Annotated in this window: 16 protein-coding genes and 1 pseudogene; 15 read left to right on the top strand and 2 right to left on the bottom strand. The window is 57.9% G+C overall.

The window, feature by feature from the left end; translation table 11 throughout:
• The first annotated feature begins 207 nt into the window (after positions 1–207).
• The 10 genes from QMK52_RS10720 (at position 208) to fic (ending at position 11,289) form a co-directional block, all read left to right on the top strand.
• Positions 208–1,728, top strand: a complete 1,521-nt coding sequence (locus QMK52_RS10720; RefSeq protein WP_005791797.1) for an aldehyde dehydrogenase family protein — start codon at positions 208–210, stop codon at positions 1,726–1,728.
• 217 nt (positions 1,729–1,945) lie between these two features.
• On the top strand, positions 1,946–3,379 hold the full coding sequence (gene eat / locus QMK52_RS10715; RefSeq protein WP_005791799.1) for an ethanolamine permease: 1,434 nt from the start codon (positions 1,946–1,948) through the stop codon (positions 3,377–3,379).
• Between the two features lie 52 nt (positions 3,380–3,431).
• Positions 3,432–4,826 carry an ethanolamine ammonia-lyase subunit EutB gene (locus tag QMK52_RS10710; protein ID WP_005791801.1) on the top strand — a complete coding sequence of 465 codons (1,395 nt, stop codon included), beginning with the start codon at positions 3,432–3,434 and terminating at the stop codon, positions 4,824–4,826.
• A complete protein-coding gene (eutC, locus tag QMK52_RS10705; protein WP_032803728.1) occupies positions 4,823–5,659 on the top strand; it encodes an ethanolamine ammonia-lyase subunit EutC in 837 nt (278 codons plus the stop codon). Before QMK52_RS10710 ends, eutC begins: the two co-directional genes overlap by 4 nt.
• A gap of 89 nt (positions 5,660–5,748) precedes the next feature.
• Positions 5,749–6,207, top strand: coding sequence for a GNAT family N-acetyltransferase (locus tag QMK52_RS10700; RefSeq protein ID WP_005791806.1), 459 nt, complete (start codon positions 5,749–5,751; stop codon positions 6,205–6,207).
• A gap of 307 nt (positions 6,208–6,514) precedes the next feature.
• Complete coding sequence (locus QMK52_RS10695) at positions 6,515–7,171, top strand: DedA family protein (RefSeq protein ID WP_003194521.1); 657 nt, start codon at positions 6,515–6,517, stop codon at positions 7,169–7,171.
• Between the two features lie 6 nt (positions 7,172–7,177).
• Positions 7,178–7,993: a zinc-dependent peptidase gene (locus QMK52_RS10690; RefSeq protein WP_005791808.1), complete on the top strand. Its 816-nt coding sequence runs from the start codon at positions 7,178–7,180 to the stop codon at positions 7,991–7,993.
• Between the two features lie 109 nt (positions 7,994–8,102).
• Entirely contained in the window at positions 8,103–8,630 is a 528-nt protein-coding gene (gene ppa / locus QMK52_RS10685) for an inorganic diphosphatase (RefSeq protein ID WP_005791810.1), read from the top strand.
• A gap of 215 nt (positions 8,631–8,845) precedes the next feature.
• Positions 8,846–9,619 carry a helix-turn-helix transcriptional regulator gene (locus QMK52_RS10680; RefSeq protein WP_005791812.1) on the top strand — a complete coding sequence of 258 codons (774 nt, stop codon included), beginning with the start codon at positions 8,846–8,848 and terminating at the stop codon, positions 9,617–9,619.
• Between the two features lie 548 nt (positions 9,620–10,167).
• Entirely contained in the window at positions 10,168–11,289 is a 1,122-nt protein-coding gene (fic, locus tag QMK52_RS10675; protein ID WP_005791814.1) for a protein adenylyltransferase Fic, read from the top strand.
• A gap of 63 nt (positions 11,290–11,352) precedes the next feature.
• Here fic and QMK52_RS10670 read toward each other — a convergent pair whose 3' ends face one another.
• Complete coding sequence (locus QMK52_RS10670; RefSeq protein WP_320404076.1) at positions 11,353–11,589, bottom strand: hypothetical protein; 237 nt, start codon at positions 11,587–11,589, stop codon at positions 11,353–11,355.
• 500 nt (positions 11,590–12,089) lie between these two features.
• Here QMK52_RS10670 and ycaC point away from each other — a divergent pair, with 500 nt between their 5' ends.
• Positions 12,090–12,722, top strand: coding sequence for an isochorismate family cysteine hydrolase YcaC (ycaC, locus tag QMK52_RS10665; protein WP_003194533.1), 633 nt, complete (start codon positions 12,090–12,092; stop codon positions 12,720–12,722).
• Positions 12,723–12,782: 60 nt separating this feature from the next.
• On the opposite strand, the pseudogene QMK52_RS10660 reads toward ycaC, so the two are convergent.
• A pseudogene (locus tag QMK52_RS10660) lies at positions 12,783–13,699 on the bottom strand (PDDEXK nuclease domain-containing protein); the annotation flags it as partial.
• A 97-nt stretch (positions 13,700–13,796) separates the two neighbouring features.
• Between QMK52_RS10660 and QMK52_RS10655 the strand changes: the two are divergent.
• The 4 genes from QMK52_RS10655 to QMK52_RS10640 all read left to right on the top strand — a co-directional run bounded on the left by QMK52_RS10655 (position 13,797) and on the right by QMK52_RS10640 (position 19,856).
• On the top strand, positions 13,797–14,441 hold the full coding sequence (locus tag QMK52_RS10655; RefSeq protein WP_005791820.1) for an NAD(P)H-dependent oxidoreductase: 645 nt from the start codon (positions 13,797–13,799) through the stop codon (positions 14,439–14,441).
• Positions 14,380–14,760: a MerR family transcriptional regulator gene (locus tag QMK52_RS10650; protein ID WP_320404075.1), complete on the top strand. Its 381-nt coding sequence runs from the start codon at positions 14,380–14,382 to the stop codon at positions 14,758–14,760. The genes QMK52_RS10655 and QMK52_RS10650 overlap by 62 nt, the downstream gene beginning before the upstream one ends.
• 135 nt (positions 14,761–14,895) lie before the next feature.
• A complete protein-coding gene (locus tag QMK52_RS10645; RefSeq protein ID WP_320404074.1) occupies positions 14,896–19,527 on the top strand; it encodes an RHS repeat-associated core domain-containing protein in 4,632 nt (1,543 codons plus the stop codon).
• A complete protein-coding gene (locus QMK52_RS10640; RefSeq protein ID WP_078822433.1) occupies positions 19,524–19,856 on the top strand; it encodes a hypothetical protein in 333 nt (110 codons plus the stop codon). Before QMK52_RS10645 ends, QMK52_RS10640 begins: the two co-directional genes overlap by 4 nt.
• The last annotated feature ends 563 nt before the right edge of the window (positions 19,857–20,419 follow it).

The following is a 20,419-nucleotide window of genomic DNA, read 5'->3' as shown; positions in this document are numbered from 1 at the left end:
CGGTCCGACCCATCGGTCACAGGCTGTACCGTTTGTGGCACAAACTGTCACCCCGCCTGTATCGCCCCAGCCACAGTCATGCCTTGTAAACAAAACCAAACCCTTGATTTACCTGGCCCGTACGCACTGGCCCGACCTTTGCTCTACGCTTTATAACGCGCTTGCAGCGCTGTACTCCGATAAACATAAAAGCAGGAGATGCCCACCATGCGTTATGCACACCCCGGTACCGAAGGCGCCATCGTTTCGTTCAAGGCCAAGTACGGCAACTACATCGGCGGCGAGTTCGTTGCGCCGGTCGATGGCAACTACTTCTCCAACACCTCGCCGGTCAATGGCAAGCCCATCGCCGACTTCCCGCGCTCCACCGCCAAAGACATCGACAAAGCACTGGACGCCGCCCACGCCGCCGCTGACGCCTGGGGCAAAACCAGCGCCCAGGACCGCTCGCTGGTACTGCTGAAAATCGCCGACCGTATCGAGCAGAACCTCGAGTTGCTGGCCATCACCGAAACCTGGGACAACGGCAAGGCCGTGCGTGAAACCCTCAACGCCGACATCCCCCTGGCCGCCGACCACTTCCGCTACTTCGCAGGCTGCATTCGCGCCCAGGAAGGCAGCAGCGCCGAAATCAACGAACTCACTGCCGCCTATCACTTCCATGAACCACTGGGCGTGGTCGGCCAGATCATCCCGTGGAACTTCCCGCTGCTGATGGCCGCCTGGAAACTCGCCCCGGCCCTGGCCGCCGGCAACTGCGTGGTACTCAAGCCCGCCGAGCAAACCCCGCTGGGCATCAGCGTACTGATGGAACTGATCGGCGACCTGTTGCCGCCAGGCGTACTGAACGTTGTGCACGGTTTCGGCAAGGAAGCCGGCGAAGCCCTGGCGACCAGCAAGCGTATCGCCAAGATCGCCTTCACCGGTTCTACCCCGGTGGGCTCGCACATCATGCACGCGGCGGCCGAGAACATCATTCCGTCTACCGTTGAGCTGGGCGGCAAGTCGCCGAATATCTTCTTCGCCGACATCATGAAAGCGGAACCTGCATTCATCGAAAAAGCTGCCGAAGGCCTGGTGCTGGCGTTCTTCAACCAAGGCGAAGTGTGCACCTGCCCATCTCGCGCCCTGGTGGAGGAGTCGATCTACGACGACTTCATGAAAGTGGTGATGAAGAAGGTCGAGTCGATCAAGCGTGGCGACCCGCTGGACACCGACACCATGGTCGGCGCCCAGGCGTCCGAGCAGCAATTTGACAAGATCCTGTCCTACCTGGAAATCGCCAAGGGCGAAGGTGCGCAACTGCTGACCGGTGGCAAGGTTGAAAAGCTCACGGGCGATCTGGCCACCGGCTATTACATCCAGCCGACCCTGCTCAAGGGCACCAACGACATGCGTGTGTTCCAGGAAGAAATCTTCGGCCCGGTGGTGAGCATCACCACTTTCAAGGACGAAGCCGAAGCCCTGGCGATTGCCAACGACACCGAGTTCGGCCTGGGCGCCGGCCTGTGGACCCGCGACATCAACCGCGCCTACCGCATGGGCCGCGCGATCAAGGCCGGTCGCGTGTGGACCAACTGCTACCACCTGTACCCGGCGCACGCCGCGTTTGGCGGTTACAAGAAGTCTGGCGTAGGGCGCGAAACCCACAAGATGATGTTGGATCACTACCAGCAGACCAAGAACCTGCTGGTGAGCTACGACATTAATCCGTTGGGCTTTTTCTAACCCAGCCTTATAGCAAGCAACCAGCCTCCAACTTGAAATGCAATCACGTGTGGGAGCTGGCTTGCCTGCGATAGCGGTGTGTCAGCCAAGTAAAAGGTCGCTGACAAGGCACCATCGCAGGCAAGCCAGCTCCCACACTTGAACTTCGCCAGTAATTGCTACCGCGTTCGGCACACAGATGCCGAGTTAAAAACAATAACAATCCAAGGTACTTCCCATGCCTAGCGAACCCACTGGTTCTTCTGTCGACTTCGAAAAAGTCGGCACCGATTACTTTCAACAACGAGAATTGAAAAAAGGCGCTGCCGGCTGGGTGCTGTTAGTCGGCCTTGGCGTCGCCTACGTCATCTCCGGCGACTATGCCGGCTGGAACTTCGGCCTGGCCCAGGGTGGCTGGGGCGGCATGTTCCTCGCCACATTGCTCATGGCTACCATGTACCTGTGCATGTGCTTCTCCCTGGCCGAACTGTCTTCGATGATCCCCACCGCCGGCGGTGGCTACGGTTTTGCCCGCAGCGCCTTTGGCCCTTGGGGCGGGTTTCTCACCGGCACCGCGATCCTGATCGAGTACGCCATCGCCCCCGCCGCAATTGCGGTGTTTATCGGCGCTTACTGCGAGTCGCTGTTCGGCATTGGCGGCTGGATGATCTACCTGGCGTTCTACATCATCTTTATCGGCATCCATATTTTTGGTGTCGGCGAAGCCTTGAAGCTGATGTTTGTCATCACCGCCGTCGCCGCGATCGCTTTGGGCGTATTCCTGGTGTCGATGGTGCCGCACTTCAACGTCGCCAACCTGCTGGATATTCCGGTGACCGAGGCCAAGGGCGCCAGCAGCTTCCTGCCGTTCGGCTATGTGGGCGTGTGGGCGGCGATCCCTTATGCGATCTGGTTTTTCCTCGCGGTAGAAGGCGTGCCCCTGGCCGCTGAAGAAACCAAGAACCCCAAGCGCGACCTGCCCCGTGGGCTGATCGGCGCGATTGTGGTGCTGACCAGTTTTGCCCTGTTGATCCTGGTGATCGCGCCGGGCGGAGCAGGCACGTATGCGCTGATCAAATCCGGTAACCCGTTGGTGGAAGCCCTGGCGCTGTCCTATGGCGGTTCGACCTGGATGGGCAGCTTCGTCAACCTGATTGGCCTGGCCGGTTTGATCGCAAGCTTTTTCTCGATTATCTACGCCTACTCGCGGCAGATCTTTGCCTTGTCCCGCGCTGGCTACCTGCCGCGCAAATTGTCCCAGACCAACAAGAGCAAGGCGCCAGTACTGGCATTGGTGATTCCCGGGATTATCGGTTTCGGCCTGTCGCTGACCGGCCAGGGCGACCTGCTAATTTTGGTGGCCGTATTTGGCGCGACGATCTCCTATGTGCTGATGATGGCCGCGCACATCACCCTGCGCATCCGCCGCCCTAAGATGGAGCGCCCGTATCGCACGCCGGGCGGCATCTTCACCTCGGGCGTGGCGCTGGTACTGGCCTGCGTGGCCGTGGTGGCGGGCTTTTTGGTCGACCCACGCGTGGTGATTGGCGCGGCGGTCATCTATGGAGTATTAATTGCTTACTTTGCTTTCTACAGCCGGCATCACTTGGTAGCAGGCACGCCGGAAGAAGAATTCGCGGCGATCCAGGCCGCAGAGGCCGCCCTGCACTAAGTGCCGTAAACCTCGGCGCGGGCGCCTGCTCGCGTCGTCAAGGAGACACTGTATGGCAAGTTTTTCCCACGCGGTGGGTGCACACACCTACCGCTTCGACAGCCTCAAGGACCTGATGGCCAAAGCCAGCCCGGCACGCTCCGGCGACTTCCTGGCCGGCGTCGCTGCGCAAAATGATGGCGAACGGGTCGCCGCCCAGATGGCGCTGGCGAATACACCCCTGAAGCACTTCCTCGAAGAAGTGCTGATTCCCTATGAAAGCGACGAAGTCACCCGGCTGATCATCGACACCCACGACAAACAGGCTTTTGCCACGGTCAGTCACCTCACCGTCGGTGGCCTGCGCGACTGGCTGCTCAGTGACGCGGCTGATGAACAATCCCTACGCGCACTGGCGCCGGGGCTGACACCGGAAATGGCGGCAGCCGTGTCCAAAATCATGCGCGTACAGGACCTGGTGCTGGTGGCACAGAAGATTCGCGTGGTCACCCAGTTTCGCGGCACCATGGGCCTGCGCGGGCGCTTGTCCACGCGCTTGCAGCCCAATCACCCCACCGACGAACCGGCGGGCATTGCCGCGAGCATTCTCGACGGCCTGCTCTACGGCAACGGCGACGCCATGATCGGCATCAACCCGGCCACCGACAGCATCGCCTCGATCTGCGCCATGCTGGAGATGCTCGACGCGATCATCCAGCGCTACGAAATCCCCACCCAGGCCTGCGTACTCACCCACGTCACCACCTCCATCGAGGCGATCAACCGTGGCGTGCCGCTGGACCTGGTGTTCCAGTCGATCGCCGGCACCGAGGCCGCCAACGCCAGTTTCGGCATCAGCCTGAGCGTGCTGCAGGAAGGTTACGAGGCTGGCCTGAGTCTCAAGCGCGGCACTCTGGGGCAAAACCTGATGTATTTCGAAACCGGCCAGGGCAGTGCCCTGTCGGCCAATGCGCACTTTGGGGTCGACCAGCAAACCTGTGAAACCCGTGCCTACGCCGTGGCCCGGCACTTCAAGCCGTTCCTGGTCAATACCGTGGTCGGTTTTATCGGCCCGGAGTACCTGTACAACGGCAAGCAGATCATCCGCGCCGGCCTGGAAGACCACTTCTGCGGCAAGCTGCTCGGCGTACCCATGGGTTGTGATATCTGCTACACCAACCACGCCGAAGCCGACCAGGACGACATGGACACCCTGTTGACCCTGCTCGGCGTGGCCGGCATCAACTTCATCATGGGCATCCCCGGCTCCGACGACATCATGCTCAACTACCAGACCACCTCGTTCCACGACGCCTTGTACGCCCGGCAAACATTGGGTTTAAAACCGGCGCCGGAGTTTGAACAGTGGCTGGCGAAAATGGGCATCTTCACGCAAGAAGGCGGCAAGGTGCGCTTCGGCAACAGCCTGCCACCGGCGTTTCGCCACGCTCTGGCGCAACTGGGATGAAGGAGCCGACCGTGCAACCAGAATTGCCTGACAACCCGTGGCTGGAATTACGCCGCCTGACCCCGGCGCGCATCGCCCTGGGCCGCACCGGCACCAGCATTCCTACCAGTGCCCAGCTGGACTTCCAGTTTGCCCACGCCCAGGCGCGGGATGCGGTGCACCTGCCCTTCGACCATGCCGCGCTCAGCGGCCAATTGGCCGAACGTGGCCGCGACAGCCTGTTGCTGCGCAGCGCCGCCACGGACCGGCATATGTACCTGCAACGCCCGGACCTTGGGCGACGCTTGAGCGATGAGTCGGCCCAAACCTTGCGCGACTACGCTTCGGCGCATCCGGGTGGCGTGGATTTGGCCATAGTGGTGGCCGATGGCCTGTCGGCATTGGCGGTGCATAAACATACGGCGCCGTTTCTGATGCGCCTGGAGGAACAGACCCACGCCGAAGGCTGGTCCTTGTCACCGGTGATACTGGTGGAACAAGGCCGCGTGGCGGTGGCCGATGAAATCGGACAATTACTCGGCGCCAAAATGGTGGTGATCCTGATCGGCGAACGGCCGGGGCTCAGCTCACCGGACAGCCTGGGCCTGTATTTCACCTACAACCCCAAGGTGGGCCTCACCGATGCGTATCGCAATTGCATCTCCAATGTGCGGCTGGAAGGCTTGAGCTATGGCATGGCGGCCCATCGCCTGCTGTACTTGATGCGTGAGGCGTGTCGCCGGCAACTGTCGGGGGTCAACCTCAAGGATGAGGCACAGGTTCAGACGCTTGAATCCGACGACCCGGACTTGATGAAGGGCAATTTCCTGCTCAGCCCACCGAGTGACCGATAGCGGCACGATTGCGCTTTTTTGCCGCATTAGGCAGCATCAAGTCACGGCCGCTCGCGTGGTCATACCCCATTTGGAAGTTGAGGCCTGGCATGCGGATTACTCAAGCGACCCTGGAACACCTGGACCTGTTGACCCCGTTGTTCGTCAAATACCGCGAGTTTTACGGGGCCCTGCCATTCCCGGATTCATCCCGGGCCTTCCTCGAAAAGCGCCTGCGACGCAAGGAATCGGTGATCTACCTGGCCCTGGCCGATGATGATGACAAGCGACTGCTGGGCTTTTGCCAGCTGTATCCGAGCTTTTCCTCGTTGTCGCTGAAACGGGTGTGGATCCTCAATGACATCTATGTAGCCGAGGATGCCCGCCGGCAACTGGTGGCCGACAACCTGATGCGCACGGCCAAGAAGATGGCCAAGGAAACCCAGGCCGTACGATTGCGGGTATCCACCAGCAGCGACAATGAAGTGGCGCAGAAGACCTATGAGTCCATAGGCTTTCGTGAAGACACCGAGTTCAAGAACTACGTGCTACCGATCAACGAAGACTGACCCCCAATCCCCCAAACACTGTAGATCTCTTGTGGGAGGGGGCTTGCTCCCGATGGCGGGGTGTCAGTTAACGAATTTGTCCCTGACCCACCGCAATCGGGAGCAAGCCCCCTCCCACAAAAAACCAAGCCAACCGCTTCACACTTTCACGACACTCCCCGCTACAAAAGCCACACGCTTTTCACCATTCAATCCGTATAATGCGGACCTCTCAAGGTTGTAAGAACCACGACATACACTTGTAGCCTTATTACCCGTCGTCCCCGCACTGGCCCGCTGAGCCGGGCCATTCACACAGGTGCCATCCATGGATTTCAACCCGCTTGACCTTATCCTGCATCTCGACGTTTACCTCGACATGCTGGTAACCAACTACGGTCCGTGGATCTACGCCATTCTGTTCCTGGTGATTTTTTGCGAGACCGGCCTGGTGGTCATGCCATTCCTGCCGGGTGATTCGTTGCTGTTTATCGCTGGCGCCGTAGCGGCTGGCGGCGGTATGGACCCAGTGCTGCTGGCCGGCCTGCTGATGCTGGCGGCGATCCTCGGCGACAGCACCAACTACGTCATAGGACGAACCGCTGGCGAACGCTTGTTCAGCAACCCCAACTCGAAGATCTTCCGCCGCGACTACCTGCAAAAGACCCACGACTTCTACGACAAGCACGGTGGCAAGACCGTGACCCTGGCGCGCTTTCTGCCGATCCTGCGTACTTTCGCGCCGTTCGTCGCCGGCGTGGCCAAAATGCCCTACCCGCGCTTCTTCGGGTTCAGCGTACTCGGCACCATCCTCTGGGTCGGTGGCCTGGTGACCCTGGGCTACTTCTTCGGCAACGTGCCCTTCATCAAGAAAAACCTGTCGCTGCTGGTGGTGTTCATCATCCTGCTGTCCCTGGTGCCGATGATCATTGGCGTGGTGCGCAGCCGCTTTGGCCGCACGTCCTCCGAAGCCAACCCACACTGATTGCCCATGTGGTCCCTAAGCGCCTGGCGTCGCCGGCGCCTGCTGGCCAAGCACCCGATTGCCGATGACACCTGGCAACGGGTGCGCCACCACCTGACCTTCCTCGACGGCATCAGCGCCGAGCAAGACCAGTGGCTGCGCGAAGCCTGCGTGATCTTCCTCGCCGAAAAACACCTCACCGCCCTGCCCGGCGTCGACCTGCACCAGGAACAACGCCTGCTGCTCGCCGCGCAGGCGCAATTGCCGCTGATGAACCTGGGCGACCTCGACTGGTATCAGGGCTTTCATGAAATCGTGCTGTACCCCGACGACTTCCTCAGCCCGCAGCGCCATCGCGATGCCAGCGGCGTGGAGCACGAGTGGGACGGCGAACACAGCGGCGAAGCCTGGCAACAAGGCCCGGTGATCCTCGCCTGGCCTGGGGTGCTCGCCAGTGGCCAATGGGAAGGCTACAACCTGGTCATCCATGAATTGGCGCACAAGCTCGACATGCTCAACGGCGACGCCAACGGCCTGCCACCGCTGCACCACGACATGCGCGTGCAGGAATGGGCCAGCGTGATGCAAAGCGCCTTCGACGACCTCAATCGCCAACTGGACGCCAACCCGGAGGCCGACACCGAGATCGACCCTTACGCGGCGGAAAACCCAGCTGAATTCTTTGCCGTCACCAGCGAGTACTTTTTCAGCGCACCGGATTTACTGGTCAACCGTTATCCACAGGTGTACGCCCAACTCAGCCGCTTCTACCGCCAGGACCCACTGGCGCGCCTGACCCAACTGCAAGCCGGCGACCCACGTTATCAGCCGCAAGGCGAATGACCGTACGACGCTTGGCGCATGGCATCGGCGTCAGAATATGCCTATAATCGCCGCCACTTTTAGGCCAATCCGGCCATGTCATATGGCCAACTAACGGGGGCAACGCCCAATGAGCTACAGCAAGATTCCGGCTGGCAAAGACCTGCCGAACGACATCTACGTCGCCATCGAAATTCCGGCCAACCACGCGCCGATCAAATACGAAATCGACAAAGACAGCGACTGCCTGTTCGTTGACCGTTTCATGGCCACCCCGATGTTCTACCCGGCCAACTACGGTTTCATCCCCAACACCCTGGCTGACGACGGCGACCCCCTCGACGTGCTGGTCGTGACCCCTTACCCGGTTACCCCAGGCTCGGTTATCCGCGCACGTCCAGTCGGCATCCTGAACATGACCGACGACGGCGGCGGCGATGCCAAAGTCATCGCAGTGCCACACGACAAGCTGTCCCAGCTGTACGTGGACGTGAAGGAATACACCGACCTGCCGCCACTGCTGCTGGAACAGATCAAGCACTTCTTCGAGAACTACAAAGACCTCGAAAAAGGCAAATGGGTGAAGATCGACGGTTGGGGCAACGCAGAAGCCGCCCGCGCCGAGATCATGAAGTCGGTTGCCGCCTACAAAGGCTGATACCCGCGCCTGATTTTGCTTCGGCAAATAAAAAAGCCCCGTTAGTTCGGGGCTTTTTTATGGGCAAAATTAAACATCAAGTTCAATGTTTATTTTGCGCTGTTTATCTAAGTTGCACACCTGAAAGATCGAGCCACAACTAAGCCAAATCCTACATATGCAATTCAACGCATGGTTTATTTGATTAGTTTTTCCCGCCAGTAAACTCTGCGTTTATGAATACATCAGGTGATCGTTTAAAAGCGCTACTCCGGGAAGTTAATCTTTCCGCCTCCGACTTCGCCAAGAACCGCGGCGTCACGCCTCAACACGTGAACAACTGGTTCAAACGCGGCGTTCCCATGGGCCGACTCAACGAGATAGCAGAACTGCTGTGCGTCTCAAGTCGCTGGTTAAGCGACGGCCGAGGCCCCAAACACCCGCCCGCCAACTACCTGCTGGAAGGCCCCGACACAAGGAAACTACTGCCCACCCGCGAAGACACCGGCAAATACCTCACAGGCCCCGCCTGCCGTCCGGAAACAACCGACGTGGAGATCCCCCTCCACCCCACATTCACCTCAAGCGAACGCATCCGCGTCTCCCGGCACAGCCTGCAAACCCTCAACGTCCATCCCGACCGCGCGGTAGGCGCTTACATGGTCGACAACAGCATGACCGACATCATCCAACAAGGCGCCACCCTTGCCATCGACCGAGGCCGCACCCAAATCATCGACGGCGAAATTTATGCGGTAGAGCACGACGGGATGCTGCGCATCAAATACCTCTACAACCGACCTGGCGGTGGTTTGCGCCTGCGCAGCCACAACGCCGCCGAACACCCGGACGAATACCTCAACCACGAAGAACGCTTCGAACAAAGCTTCAAGGTTGTCGGCTGGGTATTCTGGTGGTCCACCCTTAACAACCGCCGCCCGCCCGTGCCGCTGGATGAGCACCTGCTGGGCTGGGAAGGCTCTAAATCGGAACCGGAGGTGGGCAACTGAGGGGAATGTGGGTAGAATGCGCCGCACATTTGGCAGGGGGATGGCTTAGCTATCTGCCCTGTCAGGCGATGCGGAGGAGTTCCCGCGGATGCCCCTACTATTCAGCCCGACGCCATGTGGGCTGAGCGATTTGAAGGCTGGTGAGGTTTGTCAAAAACAAGCTGAGGCAGTCCCCGAGAAGCCGGCCACAAGCCGGCTTTTTAATGCCCCTCCTTAAACATCAATCACGTAGCCTTAAAGATCCACTCTGCGCTCCCTGAACATGTCTCTGGTGCAATAGGCAGCCATTCAAAGGCCAGTGGGCTCCAGCAATATCAAAATGACTCGACGCAATTTAGGTGTATTACCCCTTCTTCATTGCTTCACCCAAATAATCAGCAACCTGATCGATATCCAACATGTCGCCAACAGCGACACGAGGATGAAACATGTCGCAAAAATACAAAAATAACGACACGTTATGCACGCGGGCTTACACTAGCGACATGACAAGGGCGCTTATAAAAGCGGCCTCACCTTTAATTGGACGTCCTAGTGAGCGTGCGCCCATGACTAACCCCCAGCGGCCTTGGCAGGCGGATAGACCCTATAACCAGCTTCCACCCTTGCCGCCAAAGGCAGAACTGGAAACCCGAGCAGTCCTCAAACGCTGCATCGAAGCTCGAGCAGCCTTGGCCGAATTGAAACAAGCAGCCGAGCTGATTCCTAACCAAACGATGCTGATCAATACGATCCCGCTGCTGGAAGCCAAGGACAGCTCCGAGATCGAAAGTATTGTCACTACTACAGATTTACTCTTTCAGCATGCCCAGGATGGCGCCAATCATGCAGATCCCGCGACCAAAGAAGCCCTCCGGTACCGCAAGGCTCTACATAACGGTTTCCAGTCGCTGGCTGAACGTCCACTCTCTACCGGCACAGCAGTAGAGATCTGTCGAACGCTCAAGGGTGTAGACATGGACATCCGTCGAGTACCAGGCGTCCAGCTAGCCAATGATCGGACCGGAGAAATCATCTATACCCCACCAGAGGGCGAAGATCGCTTACGCGACTTGCTCGCCAACTGGGAACGTTTTCTACACAACGAGACAGACCTCGACCCGCTGGTTCGCATGGCTGTCGGGCACTATCAGTTCGAGGCTATTCATCCATTCACAGACGGCAATGGTCGTACCGGGCGCGTGCTAAACACCCTGTATCTGATCCAGGAAGGTCTGTTGAATCTACCGATTCTCTACCTTAGCCATTTCATCATTGCGCATAGAGCCGATTACTATCGACTACTGCTTGATGTCACACGCGAACAGGCCTGGGAGCCCTGGCTGCTGTACATGCTTACTGCCGTGGAAGAAACCGCTCGCTGGACCAGTGCCAAAATTGCCGCCATTCGCAGCCTGTCCGAACACACCAGCCAATTTGTTCGCGAGCGTCTGCCGAAAACCTACTCACGCGAATTGGTGGACGTGATTTTTGAGCAGCCCTATTGCCGTATTAGCAACGTCGTCGACAAGCAGATCGCCCAGCGCCAGGCTGCTTCTCGCTACCTCAAAGAGCTGGTCTCCATTGATGTTCTGCAAGAGGTTCAGGTCGGAAAGGAAAAACTGTTCATTCATCCAAAGCTGATGCAGTTGCTGATTCGCGACGGCAACGAATTCAAGCCGTATTTCTGAGCCGAGATTAAGGAAATCGTGAATAAGTCGCCTGGACGATAAAAACGAACAGGCGACGTCATATCACCTAGGCTGCAAACACTCCACAGCCCGATCCGCCACCATCTTCGCCATCTCCACCAAATGCATCACCGCTCTCTGCGGCGCAGCCACTGACTCACCGATCACCTGCGACGTAGCCAGCGCACAATGCAGCAACTCAGCCACCTGCACCCAGGCATCCTCGAAGCTCAGTTCTTCATTGACCGTGAATGGGTTGGTCGTGCCTGACGACGGCAAATCCGAAACAACGTTATCCATAGCAAGACTCCAATCGATAATTTGAAGCTGCCATTTACGCGACTAAACGAAAGGTGGCAGCTGTACGCAGGTTAGTCGACCGGTCGATTGGAACCCGGCGCACCCGAAGGTGCCCTGCGCACAGCCACCATAAGATGCAGGCGAAAGAGTGCCTGACTCATGAGTTGCTTATGCGCCAATCGAATCCGGGCGACTAAACCCGATCACTGAATTAGCAGTGACGGTCAGCAGCCTAGTCACCCAATTCCACTGGCGCAAGCGGTTGGGATTCTCTCGGAAACGTCCTGCAAATGAAAGGGATCGTACCTGCTGGCTACTCAAAATCAGGCAATTCATTCGCGTTATGCGCATTAGTACGGCGCCCCCAATCGTTCGCTCGCTGTCTCCTTTAAGTTGACAGTAAGACTCGTCCCACCCGATTTATCCCCCGCCACCCACCCATTAATCTGTGCCCATGTTGAACGCAACGCCCAACCAACCTAAACAAAAAGGATTCAACCATGAGCGCTCCCACCTACAACCGCTTGAACAAAGACGACGCCATTGTTCTGCTGGTAGACCACCAGACCGGCCTGATCTCCCTAGTGCAGGACTTCTCCCCCAACGAGTTCAAGAACAACGTGCTCGCCCTGGCTGACCTGGCCAAGTTCTTCAACCTGCCGACCATCCTCACCACCAGCTTCGAGCAAGGCCCCAATGGCCCGCTGGTGCCAGAGTTGAAGGAAATGTTCCCGGATGCGCCGTACATCGCCCGCCCAGGCCAGATCAACGCCTGGGACAACGAAGACTTCGTCAAGGCGATCAAGGCCACCGGGCGCAAGCAGATCATCATTGCCGGTGTGGTGACGGATGTGTGCGTGGCGTTCCCGACCTTGTCGGCGCTGGCAGAAGGCTTTGAGGTGTTTGTGGTGACGGATGCGTCCGGCACGTTCAACACCACGGTGCAGCAGGCGGCGTGGAGCCGGATGACGCAGGCCGGTGCGCAGTTGATGAACTGGTTCTCGGTGGCGTGTGAGCTGCACCGCGACTGGCGCAACGATATCGAAGGCCTGGGTAACCTGTTGTCCCAGCGGATTCCCAACTATCGCAACTTGATGAACGGTTACGCGGCGCTGACAGCTCATCAGAAATAAGCAAACCCAGCGTGATAAGCCTGCCCTGAAAAGCAGGCTTTTTCCGTTGCTTGCCCGCCCCTAGCCCGCCAACTCCCGTTCGATCTGCTCAATACTCGGCAAACTGGTTTGCAATTCTGCGGGCAAAGATTCCACCAATTGATATTCCGCCACGCCGATAGGTCGGTTGTTATCGCGCAGTGCATATTCAGCCACCACCTCATTTTACCTTTGCACAACAACAGACCAATCGTCGGGCCATCCTGTGGGTGCTTTATCTCGGCATCCACAGCTGCGAGGTAGAAGCTCAGTTTGCCCAAGTGTTCGGGCTTGAACTTGCCAGCCTTGAGTTCGATCACCACGTAGCAACGCAGCTTCAAGTGATAGAACAGCAGGTCGACGAAGAATTCGTCACCGCCCACATTCAACAGCACTTGCCGGCCTACGAAGGCAAAGCCTGCGCCCAATTCCAATAAGAAGTCGGTGACATGCTTGATCAGGGCGTTTTCAATATCACGCTCTTGCGCGTTCAGGCCCAGGCTGAGGAAGTCAACGCGGTAAGGGTCCTTGAGGGTTTCACGCGCCAGATCGGATTGGGCTTTGGGCAGATGGCTTTCAAAGTTGCTGACGGCCTTGCCACTGCGTTCCAGCAGGCGGTTTTCAATGTGCATCATCAGCGTGTTGCGCGACCAGCTGTGTTTAACGGCCTGGAGAATGTACCAACGACGTGTTTCGGGACCCGGAAGCTTATCGAGCAACACTAGGTTGTGACCCCAGGGCAATTGTGCAGCAGCTTGTTGCACAAATTCCGCTTCTGGCCCCGCCTCGGCAAAAGCACGCATGTACTTCAGATTGCGCGGCGAAAAACCCTCGATGTCTGGAAAGGCCGCCCGCAGATCCTGCGCAAGGCGATCGATCACTTTGCTACCCCAGCCTTGATCGTTCTGACGGGTCAAAATATCGCGACCGATCTGCCAGTAGAGCAGCACCAGTTCGCGTACCTTGCAGAAAGGTCCTGCTGGCACTGGCTGTGGCCCTTGACTCTCCCCTATACGGCACCCCCTACCCTGAACGCCCATTTCAGGAGCCTTCAGCATGAGTCAGCGCATCCTGGTCATTCTCGGCCATCCGTCCACCGATAGTTTTTGTTCAGCCATGGCGCAGACCTATATCCACGCTGCAAAAACGGCAGGTCACGAAGTACGCATCCTGCACCTGGGTAACCTCACATTCGACCCGACTCTTCACCACGGTTATACCCAGGCTCAAACACTGGAACCCGACTTGCTCAGCGCCCAAGCCGACATCCTTTGGGCCGAGCACCTCACATGGGTTTTCCCTGTTTGGTGGGGTGGTATCCCGGCACTGATGAAAGGCTTTATCGACCGAGTTTTCCTACCCGGCTTCGCCTTCAAATACCGCGCAGGCAAGGCATTCCCTGACAAGCTACTCAAGGGCCGAAGCGCGCACTTGTTAGTGACCCTGGACACGCCGGCGTGGTATTACCGCTGGGTCTACCGCATGCCGGCCATCCACCAGATGCGTCGCACCACGCTGGCGCTGTGCGGCATCACGCCGAGCAAGACGCTGCTGTTTGGCCCCGTGCTGGGCTCTACGTTGACGCAGCGGTCCCGGTGGCTGAAACAGGCCGGCGCATTATTTGAGAAAGGGAATTTTCATGTACATAGGCAAAGCCGCGCAGTTGTCCGGCACGACCATCAAGGCGATTCGTCACTATGAGGCGATTGGATTGATGCCCGAGCCGCAACGCCTTGGCGGCTACCGCGTTTATACGGCGCAGAGCGTAGAGCGACTGACCTTTATCAAATGCGCCCAGCAGCTCGGGTTCAAACTCAAGGAGTTGCATGAGATTTTGCTGGGGTACGACGGTGACGCCTTTCCCTGGGACAGGGCGGACCAAGCCATCACCAACAAGAAGCACGCGCTGGCCGCGCAAATCGCCGTGTTGCAACGGATGCAGGCGGGCTTGATTGAGTTTGAAACCCAACTGAAAGACGCCCAAGGGCACTGCTCGTCAATCAGTAGTGTCGCCATTTGAAGTAGCCCTTACGCATGAGTTGCCGCTGACTTTTGCGAGCCCCGTGTAAGGGCAATCTGATTTTCCAAACCGTTCATCCAGCCGCTTTTCGCTGCGGCAGACTCCGACGCCTTGCCTTCTGTCGAGACGTCATGGATGACCCACGCTGCCCACATTGCCGCTATCGAACATGAGCTGGATGGCTTCCATCAGAGCCTGGTGGAGTACCGCCAGCAAATGGACGCCTGGTATTCGCGCGCGCTGGATTCGGTCAGCCATGCAGCGGATATGCCGTCGTTGCTGGGCATGGACCGAGTGTTGCGGGTTGGGGATTCGCAGCGTTCGGTGAGCATTACCGATGCAGATTTCTCCACCGTGGCCCGTTGCCCGGTGGGTGGCGTGCTGGAGATCGAGAGCAAATTCGAATCAGCGTATGACGTGCCGATTGGCGACATCCCGGTTGAGGTGATCGGCCTGGATGACGGCAGCTACACGCGGGTGATGCTCGATGAGCACGGCAAGGGCTCGCACTACTGCGCCGCTGGCGGGCGCTATCAGGTACGGGTTCAGGGCGGTGTTTCAGCGCAGCAAGTGGAGGCCTTGTTTGCCTCCTATGCAGGGCTGACGGCGGACTTGGAACAGTGGCTTCGGTCACAGTGGAAAGACTTCAAACCCCACTGGGAACGCTCTACTGCCAGCGCGATTGGCAGCGGCGTGCTGGCGGGCAGTTGGGCGGCGATCACGGATGTGTGGGACAGCATCAAGCTGGTGCAGGCGATTCTCGAAGATCCGCTGAAGTACGTCGAGCAACTGGGTAGCGAGGCGGCCAAGTTGGCGCAGATCGCCACCGATGCGCCCAAGGTCATGGAACAGGCGATGTTGCTCGCCAGTGACGAGGCGGCGCTGTACCTGTTACTGCGCACCGCCATGATCTGGCTGGACGCGTTACCGCCCCGTGAAGTCGCGCAAGCGGCCGCAGGTTTTATGGTGTCGTTGCTGATTGACCTGGTGATTGGCGCGGTGTTGACCATAGCGTTGCCGGCAGCGGGCGTGGCGTATTTGAGCGTTCGCCTGGTGAAGCATGGCGCACAAATTCTTAAGGCTGCCGTGGGCTTCGTGAAGGGGGTTCTGGCAATTCTCACCAAGTTCATGCAAGCGGTCGACCGTTATAAAGCGGTGGCGGTTCGCGGTGTGGTCGGCTGGGTGAAACAAGGCACGATGCAGATGCGCTGGCGGGCGCGGCAGAACGCGGTGCTGACGCAGAAAGAGCGTGTGGATGATGTGCCGGTCATGGCGTCGAATCCGAAGGGAGATGCGGCGGCGCCAGCGGACAAGACGGTCACCAACGGCTGCCCGGTGTCGATGGTCACCGGGGAAGAATTACTCACCCTCACCGACGGCGCGCTGGACGGGGTTTTGCCGTTTGAGTGGACCCGGCTGTATCGCACCAGTGCGGTGGATGTGGATTGCGGGTTGGGGTTTGGCTGGAGTCATGCACTGGCGCACAGGCTTTGTGTGTCGGGCGATTCGGTGGTGTGGACCGACCATGAGAACCGCTCGACCACCCTGCCCTTGCCGACTTCTGCTCGACCCGCGATTACCAACAGCCTAGCGGAAGCGGCGATCTACTTGGGCTCGACGCCTGATGAGCTGGTACTGGCCCAGGCGTCGCGGTTCTATCACTTTCGCGACGGTTTGCTGGTTTCTATCAGCGATGCGTATGACAACCTCCTGCGCATTTGCCGTGATCGTTCCGGGCGGATTGAGCGGCTGGATAACGGTGCTGGTCGCTCGCTGCTGCTGCGTTATGAGCTGGATCACATCGTGGCGGTGGACTATCAGGTGCATCGCGCCAAAGGGCGTGAACCTTACGTCTGGGAAACCGAGCAGAACGTTGTTTCCTACGCCTATGACGAAGCTGGACGACTGGTTTGCGCGACCAATGCCGTCGGTGAAAGCGAGCGTTATCGGTACGACGATCAGCACGTCATTCTTGAGCGGCAGCTGGCCGGTGGGGCGAGTTTCTTTTGGGAATGGGAGCGCGCTGGCAAGGCGGCGCGCTGCGTCCGGCACTGGGCGAGCTTTTCGCAGATGGACACGCGCTATGCCTGGGGGGATGACGGCCGTGTCACCGTGCATAACGCCGATGGCAGCCAGGAAGTCTATGTCCACGACGACCGGGCGCGGTTGGTGCAGCGGATCGATCCGGACGGCGCCGAGCATTTCAAATCCTATGACGACAAAGGCCGGCTGACCGTCGAGCAGGACCCGCTGGGCGCGGTGACGGCTTATCAGTACGACGAAGCTGGGCGCTTGGTGGCGTTGTTTCCGGGGGATGATGAGCCGACGTCTTACGAGCATGACAACGGCTTCTTAAGGGTTGTAAGGCGCGGTGAGGCGGTTTGGAAATATGAGCGCAATGACCAGAGTGACGTCATCCGCAAGATTGATCCGGATGGCAGCGCGACTGACTACAGCTATAACAAACACGGGCAACTGACTGGGGTTTGGTACCCGGATCACAGTTGCCATCGGCTGGTGTGGAATGAGCGTGGGCAGTTGCTGGAAGAGCAATTGCCCAATGGCGGGATCAAGCGTTATCGCTATGACGATTTAGGGCGCCAGATTGCCCGTGAGGATGAACACGGCGCCCAGACCGTTTATGAATGGGACAGCGTCGGTAGGTTGATTCGCCTCGTCTTGCCAGGCGGCGCCACACGAGGGTTCAGCTACAACCCCTACGGGAAAATCATCGCCGAGCGCGATGAGCTCGGCCACGTCACCCGCTACGAATATGCCAATGGCCTGCACCTGATCAGCCGCCGCATCAACGCCGACGGCACCCAGGTCAAGTACCGCTACGACAACGCCAGGCTACTGCTGACCGAAATCGAAAACGAAGTCGGCGAAACCTACCAACTCGACTACCACCCCAACGGCCTGATCCAGCGGGAAATCGGCTTCGACGGCCAACGCACCGCCTACGTCTACGACCTCAACGGCAACCTGCTGGAAAAGACCGAACACGGCGACGACGGCAGTCAGCTCATCACCCGCTACGAGCGCGACCACGCCGGTCGCCTCGTACGAAAAACCCTGCCTGATGCCAGCGTTGTCGACTATGCCTACGACCGCCAGGGCAACCTCCTCAGCGTCGAAGACGGTCACTGGGCGTTGGCCTACGAGTACGACAAACAAAACCGCCTGACCGCCGAACACCAAGGCTGGGGCACGCTGCGCTACGGCTACGACGCCTGCGGCCAGTTGAAAAACCTGCGCCTACCCGACAACAACCGCCTCACCTTCAACCACGACAAAGGCGGCCACCTCGCCACCATCGAGCTCAATGGTGAGGTGCTCACCTCGCACTTATTCAAGAGCGGCCGCGAACACCAACGCCAACAAGGTCAACTGCTCAGCCATTACCACTACGACGACCAAAACCGCCTGCACGCCCACGCCGTTACGCAGCAGCAAAACTACCTCTACCAACGCCAATACGACTACGACAAAAGCGGCACCCTCACCCGCCTGCTCGACACCCGCAAGGGCCAGCACGACTATCGCTACGACCCGCTTAACCGCCTGACCCGCGCCGATCATTCGCAGGACGTGCAGGAACGCTTCGGCCATAACCCGGCGGGAAACTTGCTGATTCAAGACCGCCCTGGCCCAGACATTGTCGCGGCCAACCGCCTGGTGATCCAGGGCGACCGCCACTATGACTACGACGCCTTCGGCAACCTGATCCGCGAACGGCGAGGCAAGGGTCATCAACTCGTCACCGAATACCGCTACGACTGCCTGCATCGACTGATCGGCGTCACAAAACCGAACGGCGAAACCGCCAGTTATCGCTATGACCCGTTTGGGCGGCGCATCAGCAAAACCGTAGATGACAAAACCACGGAGTTTTTCTGGCAAGGCGACAAGCTGATTGCCGAACACCATGCGGACTGTCATCGCAGCTACATCTACGAACCGGACAGCTTCCGCCCATTGGCGCTGCTGGAAGGCTATGGTCCAAAGGACACCAAGCCCTACCACTACCAACTCGACCACCTCGGCACACCGCAGGAACTGACCAGCCCCGAGGGCGAAATCGTCTGGTCCGCCCATTACCGCGCCTACGGCCAGATCGCCCGCCTCGACGTGGGCAAAATCGACAATCCGCTGCGTTTCCAAGGACAGTATTTCGACCAAGAAAGCGGGCTGCACTACAACCGCCATCGCTACTACAATCCGGACATTGGTCGTTACCTCACGCCGGATCCGGTGAAGTTGGCGGGTGGAATCAATGGGTACCGGTATGTACCCAATCCGACGGGATGGGTGGATCCACTAGGTCTAAATGCATGCCCCGGTGAAGATGGCTGTAAGCCCGAGATTGAAGCGCGTGAATCAGTCCAGGCAGTTCGAGTTAATGAGGGTCAACCAGAGCTACCAAAAGCAGGAGGAGCACAGCGAGCAGCCCGGTACTCGGCCAATTGGCAGACCGCTGACCTGAACGAAAATATCGTTAAATTTGCTGGGCCTGACCCGATAGTAATAACTACAGATAAAGGAAAGAAAATATACAAAAACCCTCAGAGCGGGATTGAAATAGTGGAGGACCTTAATGGTAATTACTTTAGAATTCACGACCCGTCCTTGCCGGGATCCAGGCGTTATCTTAGTTTAGCCGGAGCAATCCCCAACAACAAAACCTCCTCTTCTGGCAAACAGATGGGAAGAACACAAAGCGAATACAATGAAGTCACACATTTTAAAAAAGGAAATTCTCGATGAAATTGATTTGCACGCCCTTGACTGGCGAAGCCATGTTTTTGCTAGACCTAAATGCGTGCCCAAACGACCAGATGGAGCGTGTGCTCCTCACAAGCATAGAGCACCAACAACTCTTGAAATCGGGAATATACGAGGAGATCAATGATTCTTTAAAAAAGATCATCGATGACTATGAGGACGAACACATTAACACTTCCGAAGAGCTCACCGAAATGCTAAGAATTTTAAAAAAAAAATCCTTGCCTGAAAACCCCGAACTATTAGAAAAAATAATCCATTTAACCCAGTTAGCTATCGATAGAAAAACCGGTGTTTTTTTCTACTTCTAGGCACTAGACGTGAAATTAAAGAAAGCACGAGTTATAGAAACCAGCATCCATATAGAAGAGGACGTAATACTGCTCATCGAGGGAGTCATCATTAATTGCTTCGTCAGCTATTCCCCACATGAGATAGAAGTCGGAAAGACGTATGACGTCGAGCTGACAATGAATCTATCTGACGATTACGAGATTGAAAGGGTTGAACCGAGAACACCACTGATTGAAAAGACAAATTCCGGATACGCTTACCTACTTTATGGAAACCTACGCAACACACAATTTCACAGCTTCGTCTCATTAAACGATGAGGACATTCACTACGACCATCCTGAATGTAACGAGCGCTTCATAAAACTAAAAGTCGACAGAATCGACGTCAGCTTCCGTTGAATATCAAACGCGCCCCTGAGAACGCACTCTGTGGCCCAGTAGCGCCTCGACGATGAGCCGAATACAAAGCACAATCAGCTCACAAAATGAGCCGAATACTCTCTCTATTCGGCTCACACGCCCCCAGGCTTCTCCTTATGAATCAACAACACGCCACCTGGCCGACTACTGGAAAAAAA

Origin of the sequence: Pseudomonas sp. P9_2 (genome assembly GCF_034008255.1) — a bacterium.
Lineage (GTDB): Bacteria > Pseudomonadota > Gammaproteobacteria > Pseudomonadales > Pseudomonadaceae > Aquipseudomonas > Aquipseudomonas synxantha_A.
Note: the sequence above shows the minus strand (reverse complement) of the source record. Positions and strands in the feature narration are given on the sequence as shown.